This window comes from Brumimicrobium sp. (genome assembly GCA_023957385.1).
Lineage (GTDB): Bacteria > Bacteroidota > Bacteroidia > Flavobacteriales_D > Crocinitomicaceae > Brumimicrobium.
Genome location: JAMLGZ010000001.1, coordinates 2,310,322 through 2,329,526 on the forward strand (window position 1 = coordinate 2,310,322; position 19,205 = coordinate 2,329,526).

12 protein-coding genes, 2 tRNA genes and 3 rRNA genes are annotated in these 19,205 nt (G+C 37.0%); 9 read left to right on the forward strand and 8 right to left on the reverse strand.

Translation table 11 applies throughout. The features are described 5' to 3' along the window. Positions 1-8: 8 nt before the first annotated feature. Both M9897_10135 and M9897_10140 read right to left on the reverse strand, forming a co-directional pair. A complete protein-coding gene (locus M9897_10135) occupies positions 9-794 on the reverse strand; it encodes a FixH family protein (protein ID MCO5269242.1) in 786 nt (261 codons plus the stop codon). 100 nt (positions 795-894) lie between these two features. Next, positions 895-1,269: a hypothetical protein gene (locus M9897_10140; GenBank protein MCO5269243.1), complete on the reverse strand. Its 375-nt coding sequence runs from the start codon at positions 1,267-1,269 to the stop codon at positions 895-897. A 140-nt stretch (positions 1,270-1,409) separates the two neighbouring features. On the opposite strand from M9897_10140, the gene M9897_10145 reads away from it, so the two are divergent. The 4 genes from M9897_10145 to M9897_10160 are packed head-to-tail and all read left to right on the forward strand — an operon-like array spanning position 1,410 to position 7,541. Next, a complete protein-coding gene (locus tag M9897_10145; GenBank protein ID MCO5269244.1) occupies positions 1,410-2,057 on the forward strand; it encodes a TetR/AcrR family transcriptional regulator in 648 nt (215 codons plus the stop codon). Then, complete coding sequence (locus M9897_10150; GenBank protein ID MCO5269245.1) at positions 2,057-3,406, forward strand: TolC family protein; 1,350 nt, start codon at positions 2,057-2,059, stop codon at positions 3,404-3,406. Before M9897_10145 ends, M9897_10150 begins: the two co-directional genes overlap by 1 nt. Before the next feature lie 19 nt (positions 3,407-3,425). Further along, on the forward strand, positions 3,426-4,460 hold the full coding sequence (locus M9897_10155) for an efflux RND transporter periplasmic adaptor subunit (GenBank protein MCO5269246.1): 1,035 nt from the start codon (positions 3,426-3,428) through the stop codon (positions 4,458-4,460). Between the two features lie 12 nt (positions 4,461-4,472). After that, positions 4,473-7,541, forward strand: a complete 3,069-nt coding sequence (locus M9897_10160; GenBank protein MCO5269247.1) for an efflux RND transporter permease subunit — start codon at positions 4,473-4,475, stop codon at positions 7,539-7,541. Between the two features lie 215 nt (positions 7,542-7,756). Here the strand turns inward: M9897_10160 and rrf are convergent. From rrf to M9897_10185, 5 genes are all read right to left on the reverse strand, one after another. Next, positions 7,757-7,870: ribosomal RNA gene (gene rrf / locus M9897_10165) — 5S ribosomal RNA — on the reverse strand. A 68-nt stretch (positions 7,871-7,938) separates the two neighbouring features. Further along, positions 7,939-10,811 (reverse strand): 23S ribosomal RNA (locus M9897_10170). Between the two features lie 174 nt (positions 10,812-10,985). After that, a tRNA-Ala gene (locus M9897_10175) sits at positions 10,986-11,059 on the reverse strand. 7 nt (positions 11,060-11,066) lie between these two features. Continuing rightward, positions 11,067-11,140: transfer RNA gene (locus M9897_10180), tRNA-Ile, on the reverse strand. 116 nt (positions 11,141-11,256) lie between these two features. Further along, positions 11,257-12,783: ribosomal RNA gene (locus M9897_10185) — 16S ribosomal RNA — on the reverse strand. Together the 16S, 23S and 5S rRNA genes with 2 tRNA genes alongside form the textbook arrangement of a ribosomal RNA operon. Positions 12,784-13,301: 518 nt before the next feature. Here M9897_10185 and M9897_10190 point away from each other — a divergent pair. From M9897_10190 to M9897_10210, 5 genes are all read left to right on the forward strand, one after another. Further along, on the forward strand, positions 13,302-14,189 hold the full coding sequence (locus M9897_10190) for a T9SS type A sorting domain-containing protein (GenBank protein ID MCO5269248.1): 888 nt from the start codon (positions 13,302-13,304) through the stop codon (positions 14,187-14,189). Between the two features lie 66 nt (positions 14,190-14,255). Next, positions 14,256-15,728 (forward strand): DUF5687 family protein, encoded by a 1,473-nt coding sequence (locus M9897_10195; protein ID MCO5269249.1) that lies wholly within the window; start codon positions 14,256-14,258, stop codon positions 15,726-15,728. A 10-nt stretch (positions 15,729-15,738) separates the two neighbouring features. Next, complete coding sequence (locus tag M9897_10200; protein ID MCO5269250.1) at positions 15,739-16,434, forward strand: ABC transporter ATP-binding protein; 696 nt, start codon at positions 15,739-15,741, stop codon at positions 16,432-16,434. Positions 16,435-16,511: 77 nt separating this feature from the next. Next, the gene (locus M9897_10205) at positions 16,512-17,756 is read left to right on the forward strand and encodes a DUF1015 domain-containing protein (GenBank protein MCO5269251.1); all 1,245 of its coding nucleotides are present in this window, start codon (positions 16,512-16,514) and stop codon (positions 17,754-17,756) included. After that, positions 17,753-18,415, forward strand: coding sequence for a YggS family pyridoxal phosphate-dependent enzyme (locus tag M9897_10210; protein MCO5269252.1), 663 nt, complete (start codon positions 17,753-17,755; stop codon positions 18,413-18,415). Before M9897_10205 ends, M9897_10210 begins: the two co-directional genes overlap by 4 nt. Before the next feature lie 5 nt (positions 18,416-18,420). Here the strand turns inward: M9897_10210 and M9897_10215 are convergent, their stop codons facing one another. Then, on the reverse strand, positions 18,421-19,203 hold the full coding sequence (locus M9897_10215) for a UDP-2,3-diacylglucosamine diphosphatase (protein MCO5269253.1): 783 nt from the start codon (positions 19,201-19,203) through the stop codon (positions 18,421-18,423). Between the last annotated feature and the right edge of the window lie 2 nt (positions 19,204-19,205).

Genomic DNA, 19,205 nt, shown 5'->3' on the forward strand with positions numbered 1-19,205 from the left:
TATTTCCTTTAGAATTTAATATCTAAATAAGCATTAACAATAGTGTCATTATTTTTAACTAAATCGAGATTCAATCTCCAATCTCCTGTCATAGTAAAATTCACATTTCCTTTATAAGAACCATTTCCTGTGCTTACAGGAGAGACATTATTTGGAGAACCATGTCCCATAGAAGTCATTTGAGGATTTAAAACCACTTCAAAATCATCAACAGGAGGGAAAGATATGTCTGATTGTTTCCTATGTACCATGATAGAGAAATCATTCATTCCTTGTTTCCATTTAACAGGTTTCACAAGAGATACAATATACTTCTGACCATCAGTCCCAGAGTAAGAACCAATGTATTTGAGTCCTGAAGATACAGGCTGAACAGTTATTGGAATATGCACTTCCTCACCAGCAACAGCCACAACAAAATCCCATTCTCCAGCCATCGTAAACATGGATATACCGTGATACATTTTTGTAGATGTTTTATATGTAGGTTGAATGACTGGACAAGCATGTTGCATACTTCCCATATCCATAATTGGACGGAACTCAAGCGCTAAATCTTTAATTTCTTTGCCATTAAAATCTTTAATCTTAACAAACAAATGGGTGTATTCATTATAAATCACATTAGATTCCGCATAAAGAGAAACCACCCGATCATCAGAGATAGTATCTGTATGCATCAATTTATATTCAACAACATTTTGATTGTCTTCTGATTTAATTTCTATTTCATCTTTTTTACAAGATGTAAATATTACAAGTCCTAGTATGGACACTAAAAATATCTTTTTCATAACTTATTTAATTTTTTTTTAATTCATGCTTTGGGAAAACACCATAGCATGAGGAATATATAATTACTCAATGAGTACGAATCCCGAGAGGATACAGAAATTAAATAAGTTGCCGAGGAGGCGGATAGGTAGCATCTACATTCTCATTTGAAAAGAAGCCTTTATAGAGATAAGTATGTTTTATTACCTCATTAATATTGGGATTACTAAAGAGTTCAATTGGAGAATCTTCTACAAAAAGATTGATTTCGGGCATGATTTGTAAATCTTTATTCTCTTTTTGTTTTTCTTGTTGAGCTAATTCTTTTACGAGGTGGCATTTTCCATTACAGTGAAGCGTAGGCTTATCTTTATTTACACAAAACTGTTCTGTATATCCTTTGATGTCTTTCACATAATTAAAAAAAATTCCAATCTGGAAAAAGGAATAGTAGAGGATAACTGACAAAAGTAATATGCTAATAATTCTCTTCATTCTTTAATTATTGGTACAAAGATAAGGTATGAATAAAGAAATGCAAATGATATTTATCAGGAAAGAATATGAATTTTACTAAAAATTTAATTTCTTTATTTATTTACTTAACAGTGTTAAGTTTTTATTAAATTTGCATTATGAAAGAGGTAAAAACAAAAGTAAAACACAAGGAAGATATTAAACTTTCCATTTTGAACGCTGCAAAAACACTATTTACAGAAAAAGGGTTTGAAGCAACATCCATTCGTAATATAGCATCTGAAATCGGATATAGTCCAACAACTATCTACTTATATTACAAGGACAAAAATGACATTATATATACGCTCCATCAGGAGGGGTTTGATATTTTAAGAAACAAATTAACAGTGTTAGCTTTTGTAGAAAATCCTTTTGAGCGATTAAAAGCTTTAGGAAAAGCATACTTGAAATTTGCTAAAGAACATCGTGATTATTACGAACTTATGTTTATCCAAAAAGAGCCTATGAATTTTCTGGATCAGGATCCAAACAAAGAAATTTGGGAAGGTGGGAGACAAATCTTTTCATTTATAGTTGGAACAATTTCAGAATGTCAAAACATGGGATATTTCAATGAAGATAGTCCAAATGATATCGCCTTGCACTCTTGGGGCTTTGTTCATGGGCTCTGTTCCTTATACCTAACTACACGATTGGAAAAGGTAGCTTGTGAAAATTTCTCTACTGAACCAGCAGAGGTCTTATTAGATAGCGCCTTTAACGCATATATCCGATTTGTTGAACAAGCTAAAAGAGATATTTAATGAAAAACAGTATTTTATATATTTTACTTTTCTTCTTCCCTATAGCAATGCTTGCACAAAACAGTGTTTTAGATAACTATATTAAAGAAGGTTTAGAGAGCAATCTAGCTATCAAGCAACGAAATCTCTCCTTAGAAAATGCTATTTATGCACTTAAATCAGCACGCCGTAATTATATTCCTACATTAAACTTTGAAGGGATATACACAACAGCAGAAGGGGGGAGAAGTTATGAAATCCCGGTTGGAGATTATTTGAATCCACTACTAAATACAGTAAATCAATTCTTGAGTACTCCCATTCCAAACTTAGATAATGAAAAAATCAATTTCTTACCAAAAGATTATTACGATGCAAAAGTACGTTTGGCTGTTCCTATTTTAAACATGGATATTATCCACAACAATGAAATAAGACAGCAACAAGCTAAATTATCAGAAAATGATGTAATCATATTTGAACGTGAATTGGTTAAAGAAATCAAAATCACATATTACAATTATTTAAGTGCAAAAAAAGCTGTTGAAATCTATCAAAATGTAATTGATTTAGCAGAAGAAAGTAAACGTATGAATGAACGTTTAATGGAAGCTGGAAAAAGTGTATACGCATATACACTTCGTGCTGAAACTGAAATTGAGCAAGCAAAAACTAAACTAAAGAATGCTGAATATCAAGCTCATTCTGTACAGCTATATTTCAATGCACTATTAAATAGAGAGTCTAATGAGAATATAGTGATAGAAGAGAGTGTTCAGAATATTCCATTAATTGATCGTAATGAAGTTAGTGTAGCTAACCGAGAGGAGATGACCTCTCTAGAAAATCTAATCTCATTACGCGAGTCCATTCTCAAAATGAACAAACAAACTTTTATCCCAAAATTAAGTGGATTCGCTGACGCAGGTGCTCAAGCAGAAAAAATGCGTTTTAATAAAGAAGCGCTATATTATATGGTAGGACTCCAATTAACTTTTCCAATTTTTAATGGAACAAAAAATAATTTAGCTATCAAAGTTGCAAAAAATGATATTGAGATAGCAAAATATCAGAAACAAGAAATTGAGCAAAAATTAAATCTATCCGTTCAAGTGGCATATAATAATGTGTTGACAGAACAAGCAAATTATGAGGCTGCTTTAAAACAACTTGAACTTGCCGAAACCTATCACAGATTAATCAACAAAGGATATGATTCGGGTATAAACACTTACATTGAAACAGTTGATGCAAGAACTCAATTGTCTTCTGCAAAAATAGCTACTAATGTTAGCTATTATCAACTTTTAATTGCCCAAGCAAAACTAGAACGTGAAACTGCAAGTTATTCACTACCCAATAAAAATTAATATGAAAAAATTAAATTCCATGAAATACATATACCTCTTTTTTATTAGTATTCTCTTAGTTTTTTCCTCTTGTAAAGGAAAAGAGAAAAATGATGCACACATTGGAAATACTATTCCGGTAACTATTTTACCGCTAGAGAAAAGCAAAGAAAAAACAACTATAGAAGCTACGGGACTATTCTCAACAGATGACGAAACGCTTCTTTCATTTAAAAATGGAGGAATTATTGAACGCATTTATGTTAAAGAAGGTGATTTTGTAAAGAAAGGGCAATTACTTGCCTCATTAAACATGACGGAATTAATGGCCAAAGCAGAACAAGTAAAGGCTGCTATACAGAAAGCTGAGCGAGATTATAATCGAGCTGAAAAATTATACAAAGATAGTGTTGCGACGCTAGAACAATTTCAAAATGCGAAAACACAACTAGATGTCATTGAACAAGATTGGAATACACTTCAATTCAACTTGCGTTATTCTGAAATCAGAGCTAATTCGGATGGGTATATACTTATAAAATTAGCCAATGAAGGACAAATCATCGGCCCCGGAATGCCTGTTTTTCAGATGAATGGTGCAGGAGCCGGAAACTGGCTAGTAAAAGTAGGTGTATCTGACTATCAATGGGCAAATATTCATTTAAAGGATTCGGCAACAATCAGTACAGATGCATTTCCTGATATATTGATAGCTAGTGTGATACGAAAAGCAGAAGGACTAGACTATCAATCAGGAACATTTACGGTACATGTGCAACCAACTAAAAAACCAACTGTTCCATTGGCTTCAGGAATGTTTGCGAAAGTTAAAATTTACGGCGAAACAAATGAAACTTGGAAAATACCTTACAGCGCTTTAATCGATGGAGACAGAGATAAAGGTTATGTATTTATAACAGAAGATAAAAAGACAGTTTCTAAAGTTGAAGTTAAAATTGCATCTCTTCAAGCAGAATATGCGCTTATTAGTTCAGGTCTCGAGAATCATAAATTTTTAGTGGTTTCGGGTAGTCCATATTTACGAGCCAACTCAATGATTGAAGTAAAAGAATAAAATTTTCCTCCTATGAATCTCATTAAATACCCTATAAAGAATTACCAATTCACCTTTATCATTTTACTAATGATTATGATACTAGGTGGTAGTTTAATTTTTACTATGCCTCGTGCAGAAGATCCTGATATGGTCGCTCCATACTTTCCCATTGTTGTCATTTATCCCGGTGCTAGTCCAAAAGACATGGAACAATTGGTCGCTAAACCATTGGAAGCACGTTTTGGTGGACTTGACAATATCAAAAGATTAAAAGTAAAGATAGATAATGGTTTAGTTCTAATGGTGGTTGAATATGAGTATTCATCCAATTACGATTCTAAATATCAGGAAGTCATACGAGAATTAGGTGCAGCTCAACAGGAAGATTTACCTGAAGGTATTTATAGAGCGCAAGTAATTGAAATCAATCCTACTAATGTTAGCATACTACAAGCTGCACTTGTATCAGAAAATGCATCTAAGAATACTATGAAAAAGCTTTCTGATGAATTAAAGGCCGAGCTTGGTAAGGTTAAGGCTATTAAAGATGTTACGATACATGGACTCACAGACCCTTTGATTCGAGTAGATGTGCATCCGGGAAGACTAGCACAATTAAATATTCCCATTAAACAAGTAATGGATGCCATTGGGAGTGAAGCTATGAACATTCCAGGTGGTAGTGTTCATGCTGGAGAGAAAACTTTTAGTGTTAAAACCAGTGGGAATTTCCAAAGCATAGACGAAATCAAAAAAACCATTATTTCAAGCGCAGACGGAAAGAACATAACCTTAGAAGATGTAGCCGACGTTTATCAGGATTTTGCGCCAGAAACACATATAACACGACTTAATGGATATAAAGGAATAATTATTACCGCCACCCAGAAGAAAGGAATAAATATTAGTGATACCCAACAAGAATATCAGAAAGTTATTGAAGAATTCAAAGCAAAACTACCAGCCAATGTCGATTTAGTTGTCAACTTTGAACAAGCAGATAACGTTCAAGGAAGATTAAGTAGTTTAGGAATAGATTTTTTAATAGCTATTGGCTTAGTCTTAATTACTTTACTACCATTGGGATATCGTGCTTCTTTCGTTGTCATGATTGCTATTCCACTATCACTTGCTATTGGAATTATCATTTTAAATGCTGCCGGTCTATCGCTCAATCAGCTAAGTATTGTTGGGTTTGTTGTGGCACTTGGTTTAGTAGTCGATGATAGTATTGTTGTTGTGGAAAATATTGAACGTTGGATTCGAGAAGGGTATACTAAACATGAGGCGGCTATAAAAGGAACGAAACAAATTCTATATGCTGTTATTGGCTGCACAGCTACTTTAATAGTAGCCTTTCTTCCCTTAATGTTTTTACCAGAAATGGCTGGACAATTTATCAGGAGTCTACCTGTTGCTGTAATTGGGTCTGTTGTTGGGTCTATGTTTGTTGCTCTTCTTGTGGTACCACTCTTAGCAAAAAAAATTTTAAAACATGAAAAAGGAGAAGGAGGAAATTTTATCTTAAAAGGCTTACAGAAAGTTATTCATCTAACCTACGCAGTGTGGTTGGATAAAGCATTAAAAAAGCCTGTCATGACTGTTATAATAGCAGCGATTATCTTTGGAGGAGCTTTATTAATGATTCCAAAATTAGGTTTTCAGTTATTCCCGTCATCTGAAAAACCAATGTTTATGGTGGAAATAACCCCTCCGCCACAATCCAATATTTATCATTCAGATTCTATCTCTAAAATTATTGAGAAAGATTTGTCTGAAGTAGACGAAATTAAATATTATACTACAAATGTTGGTAAGGGAAATCCACGTATCTATTATAACATTGACCAAGCAAGTGAAAAAGAAGATTTCGCACAGATTTTTGTACAACTACAAGATAATGTGAAGGCTAGCGAAAAACTTAAGATCATGGAAGAATTGCGTTTGAAATGGCTAAATTTTATGGGAGCTCGTGTGGAAGTAAGGAATTTTGAGCAAGGTGTACCTATTTTATCTCCTGTAGAAGTTCGTTTATTTGGCGATAACATAGATACACTCCAGATGCTTGCTGAAAGAGTTGAAAAACTGTTAGAAAATACAGAAGGGACACAAGATGTTAACAACCGATCTCGCTTTACCAAAATGGATTTAAAAGTAGATGTAAACCGCTATAAAGCTTTAGCTTTTGGTGTTCCAACTGCTTTAATTGACAGAACCATACGCATGGCAATATCAGGGTTAGATGTAGCTTCTTTTTCAAACCCAGAAGCTGGCGGGGAAGACTTGCCTATTCGAGTGAGTGTTCCTCGTGGCGATTATGCTGATTTACACATATTAGATAACATTTTTGTAGATAATGTTAAAGGTATGAGTTTCCCCATTAATCAGTTTGTCACATTAAATCTAGAAGCATCTCCTGCCTCTATAAACAGGATAGATCAACAACGTGTGGTTTATGTAAATTCATTTGTACAGAAAAATTATTCAAATAGTACTGTCATCAATGATGTAGAAAAACAAATGCAAAAGATGAATATGCCTCATGGGTACCATTTTGAAATGGGAGGAGAAGTAGAGAGCAAACAAGAATCATTTGGAGGATTTGGAACCATTGTAATCATCACAGCCTTTTTATTTATCGCTATATTAGTATTAGAATTTAAAACTTTAAAAAGTACACTAATTGTCTTATCTGTAATTCCATTAGGAATTGTTGGGGCTGTTGTGGCTTTATGGATTACAGGTCACCCTCTCTCATTCGTTTCAACTATTGGATTAGTTGCACTTGCGGGAATTGAAGTCAAGAACACCATACTTTTGGTGGATTTTACGAATCAACTCCGAGAAGAAGGTATGGATATTACAGAGGCTGCTGAAAAAGCATCTGAAATACGCTTTTTGCCCATAATTTTAACCACATTAACAGCAATCGGAGGTTTGTTGCCCATAGCTTGGTCTAGCAACCCCATGATTTCTCCTCTAGCTGTAGTAATCATAGGGGGGTTAATTAGTTCTACTTTATTGTCAAGAATCGTGACTCCTGTTGTATATAAACTGATACCACCAAAGATTGAGAAAAAAACAGAGATATATGAATAAATAGGCTATGTTCCTATTCACTTTCATACTTTAATAAGTATACAGAGTATCAGTAGCAGGAAATGAGTTATAATACTTGTCATGATTAATAGGGAGGTATTAAACCTAAATAAATATAACCTGTTGTGCATTTAGAATAAATATATCTTTGAATAAATTTTTGAGGGTATTAAACAAAAAAAATCCTCTTGAGTATTTCAAGAGGATTTTAAAAAAAGTGGCGTCAACTTACTCTCCCACCGGTGAGCCGGCAGTACCATCAGCGCGGGCAGTCTTAACTTCTCTGTTCGGGATGGGAAGAGGTGGACCCTGCCGCAATAGACACCGAAAATCATAAATGTTTTTTGGTCTATGCAAAATATTGGAATATTGGGCGATTGAAGTAGTAACAACAGAATACTATAAGTTTACGGGTAATTAGTACTACTCGGCTTTGATGTTACCATCTTTACACCTGTAGCCTATCAACGTGGTAGTCTTCCACGGCCCTTAAAAGATTTCTCATCTTGAGGTGAGTTTCGTGCTTAGATGCTTTCAGCGCTTATCTCATCCATACTTAGCTACCCTGCAATGCAGCTGGCGCCACAACAGGTACACCAGAGGTATGTCCTCCCCGGTCCTCTCGTACTAGAGGAAGGTCCTCTCAAAAATCTAACGCCCACAACAGATAGGGACCGAACTGTCTCACGACGTTCTGAACCCAGCTCGCGTGCCACTTTAATGGGCGAACAGCCCAACCCTTGGGACCTTCTCCAGCCCCAGGATGTGACGAGCCGACATCGAGGTGCCAAACCACTCCGTCGATATGAGCTCTTGGGAGTGATAAGCCTGTTATCCCCGGAGTACCTTTTATCCTTTGAGCGATGGCCCTTCCATGCGGAACCACCGGATCACTATGCTCTAGTTTCCTACCTGGTCGACTTGTCGGTCTCTCAGTCAAGCACCCTTATGCCATTACACTCTACGCACGGTTACCAAGCGTGCTGAGGGTACCTTTAGGAGCCTCCGTTACTCTTTTGGAGGCGACCACCCCAGTCAAACTACCCACCACACACTGTCTCCCGATTAAGGGGTTAGACATCAGACAATTTAAGGGTGGTATTTCAACAACGACTAATCTACGCCTAGCGACGCAGCCTCAAAGTCTCCCACCTATCCTACACATAAAGTGTCCAATGTCAATGTGAAGCTATAGTAAAGGTTCACGGGGTCTTTCCGTCCCGTTGCGGGTAATCGGCATCTTCACCGATACTACAATTTCACCGAGCCCATGGCTGAGACAGTGCCCAGATCGTTACACCATTCGTGCAGGTCGGAACTTACCCGACAAGGAATTTCGCTACCTTAGGACCGTTATAGTTACGGCCGCCGTTTACTGGGGCTTCAATTCAATGCTTCGCCGAAACTAACATCTCCTCTTAACCTTCCAGCACCGGGCAGGTGTCAGGCCTTATACTTCAACTTACGTTTTCGCAAAGCCATGTGTTTTTGATAAACAGTCGCCTGGGCCTATTCACTGCGGCCCCGATTGCTCGGGGCGTCTCTTTTTCCGAAGTTACGAGACAATTTTGCCTAGTTCCTTAGCCATGATTCACTCGAGCACCTTAGGATTCTCTCCCCAACTACCTGTGTCGGTTTGCGGTACGAGTAATTATAACCTGAAGCTTAGAGGATTTTCTTGGGAGCCCTTAGGGTCATTATCCACGCATCCGTAGACTTGTGGTACTATCACCTTGGCCATTCAGTACGGATTTACCTATACCGAATATAGCTACCAGCTTTAACGTACTATTCCGTCAGTACGCAGACCTTTCATCACTCCGTCTCCCCATCGCAGTTATAATTAGTACTGGAATATTAACCAGTTTGCCATCCACTACCCCCTTCGGGTTCGCGTTAGGTCCCGACTAACCCTGAGCCGATTAGCGTCGCTCAGGAAACCTTAGTCTTTCGGTGTGCAGGTTTCTCGCCTGCATTATCGTTACTCATTCCTACATTTGCTTTTCTATGCGCTCCAGCATACCTCAAAGTACACCTTCTACGCCCATAGAATGCTCCCCTACCAGTCCATATTACTATGAAATCCACAGCTTCGGTAATATGCTTATGCCCGATTATCATCCACGCTCGATCGCTCGACTAGTGAGCTGTTACGCACTCTTTAAATGAATGGCTGCTTCCAAGCCAACATCCTAGCTGTCTATGCAATCAAACCACGTTATACCAACTTAGCATATATTTTGGGACCTTAGCCGATGGTCTGGGTTCTTTCCCTTTCGGACATGGACCTTAGCACCCATGCCCTCACTGCCGAGTATATTTTATAGCATTCGGAGTTTGTCTGGGTTTGGTAGGCGATGAAGCCCCCTTACCCAATCAGTAGCTCTACCTCTATAAAACTTAACCTCGACGCTGCACCTAAATGCATTTCGGGGAGTACGAGCTATTTCCCAGTTTGATTGGCCTTTCACCCCTACCCACAGCTCATCCAAAAACTTTTCAACGTTTACTGGTTCGGTCCTCCATTTTGTGTTACCAAAACTTCAACCTGGCCATGGGTAGATCACAAGGTTTCGCGTCTACCACCACTGACTATACGCCCTATTCAGACTCGCTTTCGCTTCGGCTCCGGACCTGAAGCCCTTAACCTTGCCAGTGACGGTAACTCGTAGGATCATTATGCAAAAGGCACGCCGTCACCCGTAGGCTCCGACCGCTTGTAGGCACACAGTTTCAGGTTCTATTTCACTCCTTTATTCAAGGTTCTTTTCACCTTTCCTTCACAGTACTAGTTCACTATCGGTATTTGAGGAGTATTTAGCCTTACCAGATGGTTCTGGCAGATTCAGACAGGATTTCACATGTCCCGCCCTACTCAGGATACTACTAGGTATAAACGCCATTTTAAATACGGGACTATCACCCCCTATGGTCAAGCTTTCCAACTTGGTTCTTCTATAACGTTTAAGTCCACATTGTAGTCCTACAACCCCGGCCTTGCCGAAACAAAACCGGTTTGGGCTATTTCGGGTTCGCTCGCCGCTACTACCAAAATCACTTTTGTTTTCTCTTCCTCGGGGTACTTAGATGTTTCAGTTCGCCCGGTTAGCTCTCTTTCGAGTGTTATGTCTTCAACATAACGGGTTGCCCCATTCAGAAATCTACGGATCACTAGATATGTGCTCCTCCCCGTAGCTTATCGCAGCTTATCACGTCTTTCTTCGCCTCTCAAATCCAAGGCATCCCCTGTGTGCCCTTAGTAACTTATTAGTTTTCTTACTCTTTATTACTACTTCAATCAATTTCCAATATTTCAAAGAACATTATTGCTAAGAATAGATATTCAATCTATCCCCCTTTCTTTTTTTTTGTGGAGAATATCGGTCCCGATTGCTATCGGGACGAACCGATGACGTTTCATCTGTTCTCCTTTCAATTTTTTTGTGGAGAATATCGGAGTCGAACCGATGACCTCCTGCGTGCAAGGCAGGCGCTCTAGCCAGCTGAGCTAATCCCCCAAACATGTAGTCCCGAGCAGATTTGAACTGCTGACCCCTACATTATCAGTGTAGTGCTCTAACCAACTGAGCTACGGGACTATTTGTCTTTCATCCCTCCTCTCTCTCTGCTTAGTCTCCCTCTCAATTGGGAGAGATTAATAATGTTTTAAATTAAGAAAATAGAAACAGCCTTAAACAAAATCGGAGCACTCTAGAAAAGAGATATTCCAGCCGCACCTTCCGGTACGGCTACCTTGTTACGACTTAGCCCCAGTTACCGGTTTTACCCTAGGCAGCTCCTTGCGGTTACCGACTTCAGGTACCCCCAGCTTCCATGGCTTGACGGGCGGTGTGTACAAGGCCCGGGAACGTATTCACCGCGCCATGGCTGATGCGCGATTACTAGCGATTCCAGCTTCATGGAGTCGAGTTGCAGACTCCAATCCGAACTGAGATCGGCTTTCGAGATTCGCATCCCCTCGCGGGGTAGCTGCCCTCTGTACCGACCATTGTAGCACGTGTGTGGCCCAGGACGTAAGGGCCGTGATGACTTGACGTCGTCCCCTCCTTCCTCTCAGCTTGCGCTGGCAGTTTCTCTAGAGTCCTCAGCTTTACCTGCTAGCAACTAAAGATAGGGGTTGCGCTCGTTGCGGGACTTAACCCAACACCTCACGGCACGAGCTGACGACAGCCATGCAGCACCTTGTAATCTGTCCGAAGAAAATTCTGTTTCCAAAACTGTCAGACTACATTTAAGCCCTGGTAAGGTTCCTCGCGTATCATCGAATTAAACCACATGCTCCACCGCTTGTGCGGGCCCCCGTCAATTCCTTTGAGTTTCAACCTTGCGATCGTACTCCCCAGGTGGATTACTTATCACTTTCGCTTAGACACCAACTGTATATCGCTGATATCGAGTAATCATCGTTTACGGCGTGGACTACCAGGGTATCTAATCCTGTTTGATCCCCACGCTTTCGTCCATGAGCGTCAATTTAAGCCTAGTGAGCTGCCTTCGCTATCGGTGTTCTGTGTCATATCTATGCATTTCACCGCTACATGACACATTCCGCCCACTTCGACTAAATTCAAGACCTGTAGTTTCAAAGGCAGTTCGACAGTTAAGCTGCCGGCTTTCACCCCTGACTTACAAGTCCGCCTGCGGACCCTTTAAACCCAATGATTCCGGATAACGCTTGGACCCTCCGTATTACCGCGGCTGCTGGCACGGAGTTAGCCGGTCCTTATTCATTTAGTACCGTCAGCCCTCTACACGTAGAGGGGTTTCTTCCCAAATAAAAGCAGTTTACAACCCATAGGGCATTCTTCCTGCACGCGGCATGGCTGGTTCAGAGTTGCCTCCATTGACCAATATTCCTCACTGCTGCCTCCCGTAGGAGTCTGGTCCGTGTCTCAGTACCAGTGTGGGGGATCACCCTCTCAGGCCCCCTACCTATCGCTGTCTTGGTAAGCCGTTACCTTACCAACTAACTAATAGGACGCATGCCCATCTTCTACCGCCGTAGCTTTCTTCTCTAAAACTTGTGTTTAAAAGACCGTATGGGATATTAATCCGAATTTCTCCGAGCTATCTCCCTGTAGAAGGCAGGTTGCATACGCGTTACTCACCCATTCGCCGGTCGCCACCAAAATAGCAAGCTATCTTTGTGCTGCCCCTCGACTTGCATGTGTTAGGCCTGCCGCTAGCGTTCATCCTGAGCCAGGATCAAACTCTCCATTGTATAAAGACGTTGAATTGTTTATGTGACTCTTCTTTTATTTACGCTGTTTCCTTATTTTCTCAATCTTTCAAAGAACTTCTTATGCTATATAAATCGATACCATCGCTTTATATCCTATCCCTTCCAAATTACCCCCTCTTTTTATTCGCCGTTGCGTTTTCGGGAGGGCAAAGATAATCATTATTTTTACTTTCCAAATGTTTTTTCATTTATTTTTAAAATATTTTCTGAACTATTCTAAAGTAAATACCGCTCGTTTGCGGCGGGCAAAGGTAATATATTTATTTTCGTATTACATTACTTTTTTGAAATTATTTTTGAAAATTCTTCAAAACAGATGTTTTCTTGTATCAATCTTATTAATTCATAGACGAATTTTACAGGATTAGTTAATGGAATAAATGACTCTTCTATAATATAACGACAATACATATAATATACATCTGCTAAAAATTTAACAAATATTTTTAGTATCTTTAAAAGATATCTCATATTTTAGCGAATTAAACAAATATCTTATGAAAAAAATATACTATACAATCTTAAGCGTTCTACTAATAAATGGAGCTGCTGCTCAAATGAATAATTCAAGTTTTGAAAATTGGACGGGAAATAATCCAAACGGATGGAGTACAAACAATAACTCAGTAAATGTGGCTACGGTAAAAGATGACGGAGGAAACGCTGTTGTTCCTGTTGCTAAAGTTTCTTCTGGAGCTATACATGGTTCAAGTTATGCTAAATTAACTACACATAATATTACAAATTCAACTATTCCTGCTGTTGTAAATGGTGATCATGGCGCAACATTAGAACAAAATTTCCCTACTACCACCCAATATGATAGCGTTGTATATTATGTGAAGTATAACATCAAAACAGGTGATCAGGCTGTTGTTAGTTTAACTTCTATGCCTTCTTCAGGATATACTCCTTCTGCAAGTGCTTATAAATATTATAGTGGAACACAGGGTTCATGGAAAAAGGAAGTTGTTCCTTTAACCTATACAGGAGCTTCTGCTTCGTTTACTTTCTTATCAGCAAGTAGTGAAAAAGAAATTAATCCTATAACCGGGAGTGATATTAAACTTGGTTCATCTATATCTATAGACAATATTCAGTTCTATAAAAATGGGGCGACGGCTTCTTTAGATCAAATCATTGCAAAAAATCTTAAAGTTTATCCAAATCCAGCAAAGAATACGATACATTTTGATGTTAGCTTTTTAGAGAATGGTTCAATCAGTATTTGTTCTATACTTGGACAAGAAATTATTTCATCTCCTATTTCCAATGGCTTAAATACAGTTTACCTTGATAAATTAACAAATGGAGTATATATTTATATCTTGAAGAATAACAATGGAGAAACTATAAAAACAGATAAATTCATTGTTAATAAATGAATGACTCACAATTTCATTTATCCATACTTTAATTATATAATACCATATTGATATATCTTATTTAATATGATAAGAAAATTTATTTATCTTGAATGGAAGCAGTTTTTCCGTTCTGCTAATTTTAGTCAGAGTCTAGCTGTTAAGATATTCACCATTATCGGGGTGCTCTATTTCTCCGCTTTATTTACACTAATGGGAATATCTACCTTTTTTATCATTCAAGAGGAATTACCCAATGAAGATCCTTTTATCTTAGTAAATAACTATTTGATCTATTGGTTTCTCATTGATCTAACATATCGTTTCTTCTTTCAAAAGATGCCTACGGTTCGTATAATACCATTAATGACGCTACCTATTTCAAAAAAGAAGATAATACATTACTTACTTGGGAAAACAATTTTCTCTGTATTCAATATTCTACCTGTAATGTTTTTTCTACCTTTTATTGTTGTTCTAATCATTATGGATTATCCAGCCATTCACGTTATTCCTTGGTTTTTTGCCATCATGATTATGGAGGCATGTATTAATTTTATTAATTTCTTAATTGATAAATCCACTGTTTGGTTTGCTTCTTTTATAGTGGTATTAGCATTACTGATAGGTTTTCAGAAGTTTGAAATTATAGATTTTACAGAATATTTTGGAACTATTTTTTATACAATCTACCTATATCCCTATCTCTTGATATTGATGCTGGGGTTATTATATTTTATTTACCATTTGAATTATACATTCATTCGAAGAGATTTTTATATCGATACGCGTCTATCTCATAAGAAAAAAGCTATTAGCACACACACTCTAAGTTGGTTAGACAGATTTGGAACCATGTCTATCTTCTTAAAGAATGATATTCGTTTAATCTGGAGAAATAAAAGGCCTCAACAGGTATTACTTATTGCCGTGTTTATGCTTTTTTATGGGCTTATTTTCTTTACGAACGAAACTTATGATGACTCCACTTTAATGAAAGTATTTGTTGCACTCATAACAACAGGTGGCTTCTTGTTTTCATTTGGGCAATATGTTCCTTCTTGGGATAGTGAATATTATAAATTATTAATGAGTCAGAATATTCTTTATCGAAAATACATTGAATCTAAATGGTGGTTAATGATTGTTTCTGTGATTTTATCGCTTATCTTGACTACTCCATATATTTATTTCGGATGGGATATATATTACCTATTTATAGCTTGCGCATTCTTCAATATGGGAGTTAACTCCTACATAACCATTTTAGGAGGAGTATATAATAGAATTCCAGTAAAACTCAACGTGAAAGCCAAAGCATTTGAGAACATGAAAGGATTTAGTTTTATCCAATTGTTTATAGGTTTACCTAAACTCATTGCTCCATTAATTATCTTTTATCCGTTTTACATTTTTGTAAGTTTTAATGCAGGTATATTTGCATTAATAGTAGTAGGAATTATTGGACTCTTGCTAAAAAATATATTGCTAGATCAAATAGTAAAGATTTATCAGGAAGAAAAATACGATACTATCCAAGCTTATAGTGAAAATTCATAAAAAATCATGTATGATACAAGTTCAAAATCTTACAAAAGTTTATAACGAAACTACTGTTTTAAATATCGAAGAACTATCCATTTCAAAAGGTCAAAGTTTTGGATTAGTTGGAAATAATGGTGCTGGAAAAACTACTTTATTTAGTTTATTGCTAGACTTAATTGAGGCAACAACTGGACAGATCCAAATAGATAATCATATTGTTAGCGAGAATGAATCATGGAAGCCAGTAACATCTTCTTTTATTGACGAGAGTTTTTTAATTGGATATTTAACCCCTGAAGAATACTTCTATTTCATTGGTGACTTGCGGGGACAACAAAAGGCAGAAGTTGATGCATTTGTGGCTCAATTCGAAGACTTCTTTCATGGAGAGATTTTAAATCAAAAAAAATACTTGCGTGATTTATCCAAAGGGAACCAGAAAAAGGCTGGAATCATAGGTGCATTAATAGGAAACCCAGAACTTATTATTTTAGATGAGCCTTTTGCAAATTTGGATCCTACAACACAAATAAGACTTAAAAAATTACTAAAACAATTAGCCGAAGAACAAAAAGTGACTATTCTGATTTCAAGCCACGATTTAAACCATGTAACAGAAGTATGTGGTCGAATCGTAGTGCTAGAGAAAGGCGTACTCGTTAAGGATATTCAAACCAACGAAAGCACCTTAAAAGAATTAGAAGCATATTTTGCTGGATAAAAAAATAGTCCTTCTAATTAATCAAACAAATTTCTATCTTTGTTCTCTTGTATTTTCATTCGTGAATTGCTAATACCATGACAGAAATTAAAGCATTTAAGGCTATACGTCCAACTCGTGACAAAGCACATTTGGTAGCTTCCAGAGCAGTTGCTACCTACAAACAATCTGTTTTAGATGCAAAATTAGAATCTAACCCATATACGTTCATTCATATTATCCATCCAGAATATTTTGAAGACGACAATAATCGTACTGCTCCTAACACAAGAGAGCGATTTCTAAAGGTTCGAGCTAAATACGACGAATTTAAAGAAAAAGGATATTTATTTCAAGATAAACAAGATGCATTATATATCTATCGTCAATCCTCTTCCCTACACTCCTATTTAGGTATAATTGGTGGCGCTAGCGTTCAGGAGTATAAAGAAAATAAGATAAAAAAACACGAAGCAACTTTAACTTCTCGTGAAAATATGTTTACTAATTATTTAAATATAGTTGGATTTAATGCAGAACCTGTATTGCTTTGTCATCAAAAGAGTGAAGAATTAGATGCCATCTTATCAAAAATAATACAGACACGACCAGAATATGAATTTGCTACAACAGACGAAATGACTCATGAATTATGGGTTGCAACTCCAGAGGAAGTAAAAACTATTCAAACAGCTTTTGGCCATATTCCTGCTTGTTATATTGCAGATGGGCATCATCGATCCGCATCTTCAGTGCGTTTACATGATTTAAAACAACAAGAAGGGAATTATGATACGCAAAAAAATTACAACTTTTTCCTGAGCTTTTTTATTGATTATGAACGCTTAAACATATTGCCTTTTCACCGCGTTTGTAAATCTTTGAATGGCTTATCACACAACGAATTAATTGCACAGATTTCTACTCATTTTGAAGTATTCCCCTTGAAAAAAGAAGCTTACCCTCAACAACTACATGATTTCCACATGTATGTAGATTCAAAATGGTATCTATTACGTTTAAAAGATGATGTCAACATTTCTCAAAATGCTGTAAGTTCGATAGATGCTGAAATTTTGACAAAATACATTCTCTCACCTGTATTAGGCATTCATGATTTAACCACAGATGAAAACATTTCCTTTATTGGAGGAGAAAACAAATTACCTGCCGTAAAACATTCTATAGATGCAGGTGTTAATAAAATAGGATTTGTGTTATATCCTGTAACAACCAAGCAATTAATTGCTGTTTCCGATGAAGGAGCAACCATGCCTCCCAAATCGACTTGGATAGAACCCAAAATGCGTAGTGGATTAACAATTTACAATATTGAAGAATGATTCAGGAGAATTTAGCAAAAATCAAAGCTACCTTACCTAAAGGTGTCGAACTTGTTGCTGTTTCTAAAACAAAACCTAATGAAATGATTTTAGAAGCATATCATGCAGGGCAACGTATCTTTGGAGAAAATAGGGTGCAGGAATTAGTTCCAAAATACGAAGAACTCCCAAAAGATATTCAGTGGCACATGATTGGGCACTTACAAACTAACAAAGTCAAATTCATTGTTCCTTTTGTATCGCTTATTCACGGAGTTCACAAATGGGAATTACTTAAAGAAATTAATAAAGAAGCGGCAAAAATCAATCGTGTAGTTGAAGTTTTAATTCAATTTCATATTGCTGAGGAAGAAACTAAATTTGGTTTTGACTTTGAAGAAGCAAAGGAAATGCTAGAAAGCGAGGAATTTCACGATTTACAACATATCCAAATTCGAGGTGTAATGGGAATGGCTACATTTACAGAGGATATTGATAAGGTAAGAGATGAATTCCGAACTTTACATAATTATTTTCAAGTTTTTAAAAGTCATTTCTTCAAGTTTAATGACCAATTCAATATTATTTCCATGGGAATGAGCGGTGATTATCAAATTGCTATTGAAGAGGGGAGCAATATGGTTAGAGTAGGAAGCGCTATTTTTGGCACAAGAGGATAGTGTTATTATTTACACTTGTATTCCTCGTTTGATGGATAGGTCTTTAGATGGAATTCACCATTATCTAATACTCCGTATGTATAGTATCTCAACCAATCTCCCAAATTATAATAGCGACTACTATCAGACAAAGCAATATTAATTGGTAAATGGCGATGACCAAATACAAAGTAATCAAAATGCTCTTTTTGCAAGATTTCTTTAGAATAAATAGCTAGCCATTCATTCTCATCTCCCAAATATTTTTCATCTATCGTACCTGTAGCCGCTCTGCTTGATCGCGAAAAATAATTGGCTATTCCAATACCAAAGTTAGGATGTAAGCGCGCAAAACACCACTGAAAAAATCGATTTGCAAAAATTTTCTTAATCATTTTATAACCCTTGTCGCCTGGTCCTAATCCATCTCCGTGACCAATATAAAGTTTCTTTCCTTGGGCTTCAAAAGTTATAGGTTCACGATGCATAGTAATCCCTAATTCTTTCTCATGATATCCAAACATCCACATATCGTGATTACCCGTAAAGAAATGAATTTGAATCCCTTTATCTGTAAGTTCAGCTATTTTCCCTTGTAAGCGTACGAATCCTTTGGGAATAGCATGTTTGTATTCGAACCAAAAATCAAAAATATCGCCTATCAAGAAGATAGTCTCAGCATCTTTACTTACCTCATTGAGCCATTGTACTAATAGATCTTCCCTTTTTCGACTTTCTTCGTACGAAGGAACTCCTAAGTGGAAATCAGATGCAAAATATATTTTCTTCGAGTTAGATTCCAATTTTATTT